The 7981-nt window shown below is 64.7% G+C and carries 9 protein-coding genes, 1 tRNA gene and 1 pseudogene; 2 read left to right on the top strand and 9 right to left on the bottom strand.

Annotated elements, in window-relative coordinates:
* Both ACFVTE_RS24460 and ACFVTE_RS24455 read right to left on the bottom strand, forming a co-directional pair.
* A pseudogene (locus ACFVTE_RS24460) lies at positions 1–91 on the bottom strand (gluconate 5-dehydrogenase); the annotation flags it as partial.
* Entirely contained in the window at positions 88–1017 is a 930-nt protein-coding gene (locus ACFVTE_RS24455; protein WP_387105332.1) for an NAD(P)-dependent oxidoreductase, read from the bottom strand. The gene ACFVTE_RS24455 and the pseudogene ACFVTE_RS24460, both read right to left, overlap by 4 nt.
* An 83-nt stretch (positions 1018–1100) precedes the next feature.
* Between ACFVTE_RS24455 and ACFVTE_RS24450 the strand changes: the two genes are divergently transcribed.
* Positions 1101–2165 (top strand): D-2-hydroxyacid dehydrogenase, encoded by a 1065-nt coding sequence (locus ACFVTE_RS24450; protein WP_387105330.1) that lies wholly within the window; start codon positions 1101–1103, stop codon positions 2163–2165.
* A gap of 200 nt (positions 2166–2365) precedes the next feature.
* Here the strand turns inward: ACFVTE_RS24450 and ACFVTE_RS24445 are convergent, their stop codons facing one another.
* The 7 genes from ACFVTE_RS24445 to ACFVTE_RS24415 form a co-directional block, all read right to left on the bottom strand.
* Entirely contained in the window at positions 2366–3715 is a 1350-nt protein-coding gene (locus ACFVTE_RS24445) for an MFS transporter (protein WP_387105329.1), read from the bottom strand.
* 127 nt (positions 3716–3842) lie between these two features.
* Positions 3843–4640 carry an IclR family transcriptional regulator gene (locus ACFVTE_RS24440; RefSeq protein WP_387105328.1) on the bottom strand — a complete coding sequence of 266 codons (798 nt, stop codon included), beginning with the start codon at positions 4638–4640 and terminating at the stop codon, positions 3843–3845.
* A gap of 344 nt (positions 4641–4984) precedes the next feature.
* Positions 4985–5305 carry a hypothetical protein gene (locus ACFVTE_RS24435; RefSeq protein WP_387105326.1) on the bottom strand — a complete coding sequence of 107 codons (321 nt, stop codon included), beginning with the start codon at positions 5303–5305 and terminating at the stop codon, positions 4985–4987.
* A gap of 115 nt (positions 5306–5420) precedes the next feature.
* Positions 5421–5493 (bottom strand) — tRNA-Val (locus ACFVTE_RS24430).
* A gap of 81 nt (positions 5494–5574) precedes the next feature.
* Entirely contained in the window at positions 5575–6504 is a 930-nt protein-coding gene (locus tag ACFVTE_RS24425) for an NAD-dependent protein deacetylase (protein WP_387105325.1), read from the bottom strand.
* Between the two features lie 16 nt (positions 6505–6520).
* Positions 6521–7024 carry a peroxiredoxin gene (locus ACFVTE_RS24420; protein ID WP_387105323.1) on the bottom strand — a complete coding sequence of 168 codons (504 nt, stop codon included), beginning with the start codon at positions 7022–7024 and terminating at the stop codon, positions 6521–6523.
* Positions 7021–7440 (bottom strand): DUF3052 domain-containing protein, encoded by a 420-nt coding sequence (locus tag ACFVTE_RS24415; protein WP_387105322.1) that lies wholly within the window; start codon positions 7438–7440, stop codon positions 7021–7023. The genes ACFVTE_RS24420 and ACFVTE_RS24415 overlap by 4 nt, the downstream gene beginning before the upstream one ends.
* A 341-nt stretch (positions 7441–7781) precedes the next feature.
* Here ACFVTE_RS24415 and ACFVTE_RS24410 point away from each other — a divergent pair.
* Positions 7782–7981 (top strand): hypothetical protein (locus ACFVTE_RS24410; RefSeq protein WP_387105319.1); only part of this gene is annotated, 200 nt, incomplete at its 3' end.

The following is a 7981-nucleotide window of genomic DNA, read 5'->3' as shown; positions in this document are numbered from 1 at the left end:
CCGCCAACGCCCGCGCCAACGCATTACCAATCCCCCGGCTCGAACCGGTCACCAAAGCAACCCGCCCGCTCAAATCAAAAAGTGAAGTCATGAAGTGATCCCTTCTGCGGCGCCCACGGCGCCTGTCCTGCTGAGGTTTGAAATCGTTTGCCGCACGACGGCCAGGTCTTGGTCCCCCAGGCCCTGGCGCTTGAGTTCGGCATAGAGCTCGACGCCGGCCAGCGCCATCGGGACGGCGGCCCCGGCGGCGTCGGCTGACTCCACGACGAAGGACAGGTCCTTGTGCATGAATTTTGCCGGCCCGGTGGGCGTGTAGTCCTTCCGGGCGATCCGCGGGCCCACCTGGTCCAGGACACGGCTGCCGGCGAGGCCGCCGGAGAGGACCTCGAAGAGGGCCGCGACATCAACGCCTGAACGCTCGGCCAGCTCGGCCGCTTCGGCGAGCGCCGCCGTCGTTGTTCCGACCACCAGCTGGTTGCACGCCTTTGCCAGCGAGCCGGCGCCAAGCGGGCCCAGCAACCGCACGGTGGTGCCCATGGCTTCAAAGAGCGGAAGCAGCCGGCGAAAGTCGGCGCCGTCATCCGCGCCGGCCATGATGGCCAGAGTGCCGTCGACCGCACCCTTCGTCCCGCCGCTGACCGGCGCGTCCACCACCACGGCATGGCCGGAACTGGCCTCCCGGACCTTCTCCGCGAAGGCTTTGACCGCGGTGGGGGAAACGCTGCTCATGACCACCACTGCGGTGGCGGCCGCCGGCGGTGATGACTGCCAGCTGGCGAGCAGGCCGGCCGACGCGTCCTCAATGCAGGCAAGGTCGGGGAGCATGAAGACGATCACCGGCTCGTCCCGGAGCTGCTCCACGCTGTCGGCAGCGGATCCCCCGAGCTGGCGGAAATCCTCCAGCGCCGCGGATGACCGATTCCATGCGGTGACGGCCCAGCCCTTCCGCACAAGGTTCGCCGCCATCGGCGCCCCCATCAGGCCAAGACCCACGAAGCCTGTTCTCGGTATATTCATCTGCAGCGCACACCCTCACTCCGTTGTGGTCGATTTATGGCCAATCGCAAGAAATCTGTTCAGTATTCTAGCCTTCATTCAGTATGATGAACAGCATGACGACTGAAACCACCGTCGCGATCGCCGTCCCGCTCGAAGCCGAGTTTGTGGAACGCATCCGCGCCGTAGATCCCTGCGTGACCGTTCTTTACGAGCCCGACCTGCTGCCGCCCGAACGCTTCCCTGCCGACCACGCCGGCGACCCCAACTTCAAGCGCACGCCGGAGCAGGAAGAGCGCTACTGGGAGATGCTGGGCAAAGCCGACGTGCTGTACGGCTTTCCGAACGAAAGCCCCAAGGGCCTGGCGCGCATCGCGAGGGACAACCCGCGCCTGCAGTGGATCCACGCCATGGCGGCGGGTGCCGGCGGTGCAGTCAAGGCCTCCGGGCTCGATGCGGGGACACTCAACAAGTTCAAGGTGACCACGTCCGCCGGGGTGCACGCCCTGCCCCTCGCCGAGTTTGCGGCCCTGGGCATCCTCAACGGTTTCAAGCGGACCGCAGAGCTCGCCCAGGACCAGGCCGCCAGGGTGTGGCCGGAGCTGCGGATTCCCACGAAGCTGGTCAACGGCTCCTCGCTGGTGGTCACCGGGCTCGGGGAAATCGGGCTGGAAACCGCCCGCATCGCGCGCTTACTCGGCATGAAGGTCAGCGGCACCAAGCGTTCCGTGGAGCCGATCGACGGCATCGAGGAAGTGGCGGACAACGACGGGCTGGCCGGCCTGCTCGCCTCGGCCGACGCCGTGGTGAACACTCTTCCAGGCACCCCTTACACAGAGAAGCTTTTCAACCGCGAAGTCTTCGCGGCTATGAAGCCCGGCACGGTATTCGTCAACGTGGGCCGCGGAACCGTGGTGGACGAGGACGCGCTGCTCGAGGCCCTGGAAAACGGGCAGGTGGCCTATGCCTGCCTGGACGTGTTCGCCGTCGAGCCCCTCCCGCAGGACAGCCCGCTGTGGAACCACCCGCGCGTGATGGTGTCGCCGCACACCTCCGCCCTCAGCGCAGCCGAGAACCGCCTGATCGCGGAGCGTTTCTGCAGCAACCTCAGGACGTTCCTCGACGGCGGCGAACTCCCGCACCTCGTGGACACGGTCCACTTCTACTAGACCGCACTTTTCCAAACCGCCTGCCGCAGGACTCCCCTGCAGCGCAGACACCGCAGAGCCGGGCAGCCCCAGGGTTGCCCGGCTCCTCCGTTGCCCGCTCCCCCAATACCGAGCGCGAACGTACACTTGCGGCCCCGACCCGTTGCCGGGAGGGGCCGCAAGTGTACGTTCGCGCTGTGTACTGTCTTGCTGTGCGGCTTCTAGCGGGCGTCCTCGATGGCGACGAGGTCGCGGCCCCTGGTTTCGGGGGTAAAGAAGGTGCTCACGAAGGAGATCAGGGCAAGGACCAGCGAGTAGGTCGCGAGAACCAGCCAGGAGTAGCCGGTGGCCGCGAGCAGTGCCGCTCCCACCAGCGGCACCAGGCCGCCCGCCAGCACGGCGGAGAGTTCCCGGGCCATGGCCACACCCGTAAACCGGTACTGGGAACCGAACAGTTCAGGCAGCAGGGGGCACTGCGGTCCCAGCATTGACTGCACGCCGAGGGCGATGCCCACCACCATGACAACCCACACCAGGGTCACGTTGCCCAGCGTCACGAGATAGAACGCCGGGAAGGCGATGACAGCCTGGAACAGGGCGCCGTAACGGTAGACCGGGACGCGGCCAAAGCGGTCGGAGAGAGCGCCGAAGGTGACCACCATGACGGCGGCAAAACCGGCTGCGATCAGAAGCCCGACAGGTCCGATGAACTTGTCGCCGGGGAAAACGCCGGCCGGGGCTGCCAGGAAAGCCACCAGCAGCGCCGAGTAGATGGAGGAGTTTCCGTTCTCACCCATGCGCAGGCCAATGCCCACGAGGACGTTCTTCTTGGAGTGCTTCCAGAGCTGGCCCACCGGGTTCTTGACCACGTTCTTGTGCTTCTCCAGCTCCTGGAACACCGGCGTTTCCTTGAGCCGCAGGCGGATAAACACCGCAATCGCAATCAGGATCACGCTGGCCAGGAAGGGCACACGCCACAGCCAGCCTTCGAGGATGGCCTTGTTGGCAGTGGCGATGAGGGCGAAGGTGCCGGCGCCCAGGAGGGTTCCCAACTGGATCCCCACGAACGGCAGGGAGGCAAAGAAACCACGACGGCGGGGCGGGGCCACTTCGGAGATCAGCGTGGTTGCGCCGGCCTGCTCCGCGCCGGCACCGAGGCCCTGGACGATCCGGAGGATAACCAGGAGGACAGCGCCGAGCATTCCCGCCTGCTCGAAGGTCGGCAGCAGGCCGATTGCAAAGCTTGCGGCACCCATCAGGCCGATGGTTAGGATCAGCACCATTTTCCGGCCGAACCGGTCGCCGATGTAACCGAAGACGATGCCGCCGAACGGGCGGGCAGCGAAGCCCACACCGTACGTGGCGAATGAAGCGATCAGCGCACCCTCATCGCCGAGCGGCTTGAAGAACAGCGGCCCGAAGATGAGGGCCGAGGCCAGGCCGTAGATGTAGAAGTCGTAGTACTCCAGAGCGGATCCTACGGAGCTGGCAAGTGTTGCCCTTCGCAGCTGTTCCGGTTCGACGACGGCGCCGTCCGGATCAGCCAGCGGTGAATCAGTACGAGTTGTCACTAGCACTCCCTCAAAGACACTCCAGGCCCCCGTTGGCCTGGGGAGTAGTGACAGCACTATTGCGTCGGTCACTATGTTGAACAGCGTACAACATGATGAACGACTAGCCAATAGGCCGGATTTCCGCCTAGCCCATGGGGTTGCCAAGGGACCGGGCCAGCTCATTCAGCTCTTTGACCATCTGCGCGCCCTGCTCCTGCGAGTAGGTTGCCTTCAGCGCAGTGACGGAAAGGCCAAGGCTGGGGCCGTGCGCTCCGCGGGTGGGTACCGTCACGGCCAGGCACACCACTCCCGTGGTGGATTCCTCGTCTTCAAACGCGAAGCCCTGTTCGCGGATCTGCTTCAGCTGGGCTTTCAGCTCCGCCCCCGTGCGCAGCGATTTAGGGGTCAGCACGGGAAGCTCCGCATCGTCAGCAAACATCGCCTCGATATCGTGGTCATGAAGCCTGGCGATGAGGGCCTTGCCCACGGCGCAGAGCGACACCGGCATCTTGTCGCCGATATTGGACGTCAGGCGGACGGCCGGATGGCCCTCGTAGCGCGCCAGGTAAATGACGTTGGTGCCGTCCAGCATGGCAATGCGCACGGTTTCACCTGACAGCGTTGGTGCCTGCTCACAGAAACGGTAGAACTCCTGGACCTCATCGAGCCGGCTCAGATAGGCGGCACCCAGTTCAACGAGCTTGCGGCCCAGGGTGTACTCGGCGCCCTGCCTGCTAATCAGCCTGGCCTCCTCCAGCGCCAGCAGAAGGTTGGAGGTGGAGGATTTGGGGATTCCGAGGTCCCGGGCAAGGTCACTGAGGGTGAGCCGGCCCGTGGCTGACGCCGCGAGCGACTCCAGGACGGCGGCGGCCCGCGTCACAGCCGGCGCCGGGGATGCGCTCCCCAGTCCGTCACTGGCTTTGGGGGTGCGGGAATCAGCCATGATTCTCCTTTTCGGTACGCGCTCTGACAGCGGGGTTCGGCAGATTGCATCGCGCACGAAACCGGCGACGATGCCAAAGCGTCCAGTCAACTGAACACCTATCATCATACTGGCTCCAGGGCTGCCACTGAAGGCGTCCCGGGCCCAGCCGCCAGGGCGTGAATCGCGGGAATCGCCTTGCCGACAGCAAAGCTCTTAACAGTTTCGTGTTTCCGAAAGTTCACGGTATATTCAATTTCAAGCCTTCCACCGCGGCATCCCCCAATAGTCGCGGTGGAAGGCTTATCCAATTCCCAGGCCTTTTAGGATTCCTAACCTTTTAGGATTCCGGGCTTTGCAGTTTTTCAGGCTGCATTCGCGACCGTGTGTTCAGGGACAGTATTGTCCGCCACCGCGCTCCGCAGCCGCCATCCCCCGCCAAGTCCGTCACGGATGATCTCCATGGTGGTCAGCGCCGATCCCGTGTTGCGCCCCAGCCGGGCCTGCAGCCGCCACACCTCGACGTCCACGCGGCTCAGCCCCAGTGGCATCCGGCGTTCCGCCTCCCACCAGCTGACGCGTTCAAACCACCGCAGCGGTTCCGCGCCCACCGTCCATTCCTGCCCGCCGCGGATGACCGCCCCCGGCTGCCCGTCGGCAGCAATCCTCACAAGTACGTGTTCCATGGCCGCAGGCTATGGCCGGGCACCGACATTTTTCCGCGGGCACCGCGACGGACGGAGATACACAAAAACCCCGCCTGACCAGGCCCAAGAACGTGGTCAGACGGGGTTTTGAAGGTGGGTCCTACCGGGATCGAACCGATGACATCCACGGTGTAAACGTGGCGCTCTACCAGCTGAGCTAAAGACCCAAAGAGAGGTTTTTCGCACCGAAGCGCTCGAACCAACGAACATAGACTCTACCCGAAGAGTGCCGGCAAATGCTAATCGGGTCAGGCCGCAGGGAGCGGCGGCAATTCTTCCGCCAGCCAGGCGAGGGACTCGCTCACCCCGGCTTCCAGCTTGATTGTGGCGAGGTCGTCGCCGCGCGTCCGCCCACGGTTGATGATGACGACAGGTTTGCCTTGCTTGGCGGCGTGACGGACGAACCGCAGTCCGCTCATGACGCTGAGTGAGGAACCGGCAACAAGCAGGGCTTGGGCTTTATCCACCATGGCGTAGGCGCGTTCCACGCGTTCCTTGGGGACGTTTTCGCCAAAGTACACAAAGTCCGGTTTGAGGACGCCGCCGCACGCGGGGCAGCGGGCCACCACAAAGCCGCGGATCAGGCGCAGGTCCTCCACCGTGGCGTCGGCGTCGGGGGCCATCTCGACAAGGCCGGATTTGGTGGCGTGCTCCAGGAACTCCGGATTCAGTTCTTCCAGCACCCCGGCGAGCAGCTGCCTCGAGTAGGTCCGGCGGCAGTCCAGGCAAATCACCTGGTCGAAGCGTCCGTGAAGGTCCACCACGTTGGTACTCCCCGCGTCCTCATGGAGGCGGTCCACGTTCTGGGTGATCAGCCCGGTCAGGAGCCCGCGCTGTTCCAGGAGGACGACGGCGGCGTGGCCGGCATTGGGATTGGCCCGCCTCAGGTGGGCCCACCCAATGTGGTTGCGCGCCCAGTACCGCTGCCGGTTGGCAGCATCGCCGACAAACTCCTGATAGGTCATGGGTGAGCGCGGCGGCGAATCAGGGCCGCGGTAGTCCGGGATACCGGAATCCGTGCTGAGGCCTGCCCCGGTGAGAAGGGCCAGCGGCAGACCGGCGACCACGTCACGGATCCCGCCCAGCGCCTCGAGGTCGCTGGCCGATGACTCCCCGCGCATGGCGGGAGGCAGACTGGCGAAACCTGTCAGGCCGGTGCCGGTCCGCCGCTGGTCCATCCGGTGACCCTAATGCCTAACCTTGGGCGAGTTCCGCCAGCACACGGCGGTATTCGGTGAGGTCACGGGCCTGGCCGCGCGGGTTCACGACGACGTAGCGGACCATTCCGCCGGCGTCGATGATGAATGTCCCGCGCCGTGCCATCCCGCTTTCAGCGTCGAACACGCCGTACTGTTCGGCGACGGCGCCGTGCGGCCAGAAGTCCGCCAGCAGGCTGAAGCCGTAGCCTTCCTGTTCGGCGTACGCCCGGAGGGCGAACTTGCTGTCCACCGAGATTGCCAGGACCTCGGCGTCGGCATGTTCGAAGACGGCGACGTTGTCCCGGATCTCGCACAGCTCACCGGTGCAGATTCCGGAGAACGCGAAGGGGTAGAACACAACCACCACGTTGCGGCCGCGGAAGTCGGCAAGCCGGACCGGCTCGCCGAACTGGTTGGCCAGGGTGAAGTCCGGCGCCTGCTGCCCAACCGCGGGCACTCCCGAAAGATCCACCGTCGCGACGGCGGCCTGCCCGGTCACTTGTTCTTCCTGGTCACCAGGCGCGTGGCGCTCCAGTCCTTGGAAACGCCCGCGGACGTGGTGCAGTGCAGCCCCGCAGTGGGTGCGGCGTCCTGGATGTCGGACGGCGAAACATATCCGGGACGGCCGGACTTGGGCGTGAGGACCCACACCACGCCGCCCTCCGTGAGCGTCGTGAGCGAGTCGACCAGCGTGTCCACGAGGTCGCCGTCGCCGTCCCGCCACCAAAAGATCACGGCGTCCACGACGTCATGATCATCCTCATCCAGAAGCTCTGACCCCGTCAGCTCCTCTATGTCATCACGCAAGTCGAAGTCGACGTCGTCGTCGTAACCGAACTCCTGAATCAGATCCCCGTCCTTGAAACCCAATTTTTCCGCCACATTTACCGAAGTGGCGGCGTCGGCCTCGCTCACGTGTTCCTCCTGTGCATAGTGATTTCGATTACTCCAAGCCAACACCCTTTGGGCGTGGGCTTCAAGCCAGGTGCGCCGCGGTGCGGCTTATTGTGCTTCACACAACAAGTATGACGGTCAAATACGGCGGAGGGTTCAGCCGCGGCTACGCATCCGGAAGCCGTCAGAGCTACAGTGACTGTTGACAACTATGCCTAACGGGGCAACCGCCCCGAACGAATAGGCAGTCATACACACGAGATAGAACCCTGCCCGGCGCACATGACCGGGCTGTTGTAACCGATACGACGCACACGACGCGTTCACGCCGGGCAGCTACCCTGCCGGACCTGAGTGCGCCGATGAATGCGCGCAAAGAGAGGTTGGACGTGGCTGCAGGAGAAGATACCTCCCATATCCTCAGCGGGTTGACTAACCAGCTGCCTGATCGTGATCCGGAAGAGACCGCCGAGTGGGTTGAGTCCCTGGATGCGCTGATCAGGGAACAGGGCACGGAGCGTGCCCAATACATCATGCGCAGTCTCCTGCAGCGTGCCGGCGC

The sequence above is a fragment of the Arthrobacter sp. NPDC058097 genome (assembly GCF_042884885.1).
Classification (GTDB): Bacteria; Actinomycetota; Actinomycetes; order Actinomycetales; family Micrococcaceae; genus Arthrobacter.
The sequence above is the reverse complement of the archived record's forward strand: the minus strand, read 5'-3'. Positions and strand labels throughout refer to the sequence as shown.

Coding starts and splice junctions, on each gene's coding strand:
- ACFVTE_RS24455 (WP_387105332.1), bottom strand. CDS start 1,017: ATGAATATACCGAGAACAGGCTTCGTGGGTCTTGGCCTGATGGGGGCG.
- ACFVTE_RS24450 (WP_387105330.1), top strand. CDS start 1,101: ATGATGAACAGCATGACGACTGAAACCACCGTCGCGATCGCCGTCCCG.
- ACFVTE_RS24440 (WP_387105328.1), bottom strand. CDS start 4,640: ATGGCTGATTCCCGCACCCCCAAAGCCAGTGACGGACTGGGGAGCGCA.
- ACFVTE_RS24435 (WP_387105326.1), bottom strand. CDS start 5,305: ATGGAACACGTACTTGTGAGGATTGCTGCCGACGGGCAGCCGGGGGCG.
- ACFVTE_RS24425 (WP_387105325.1), bottom strand. CDS start 6,504: ATGGACCAGCGGCGGACCGGCACCGGCCTGACAGGTTTCGCCAGTCTG.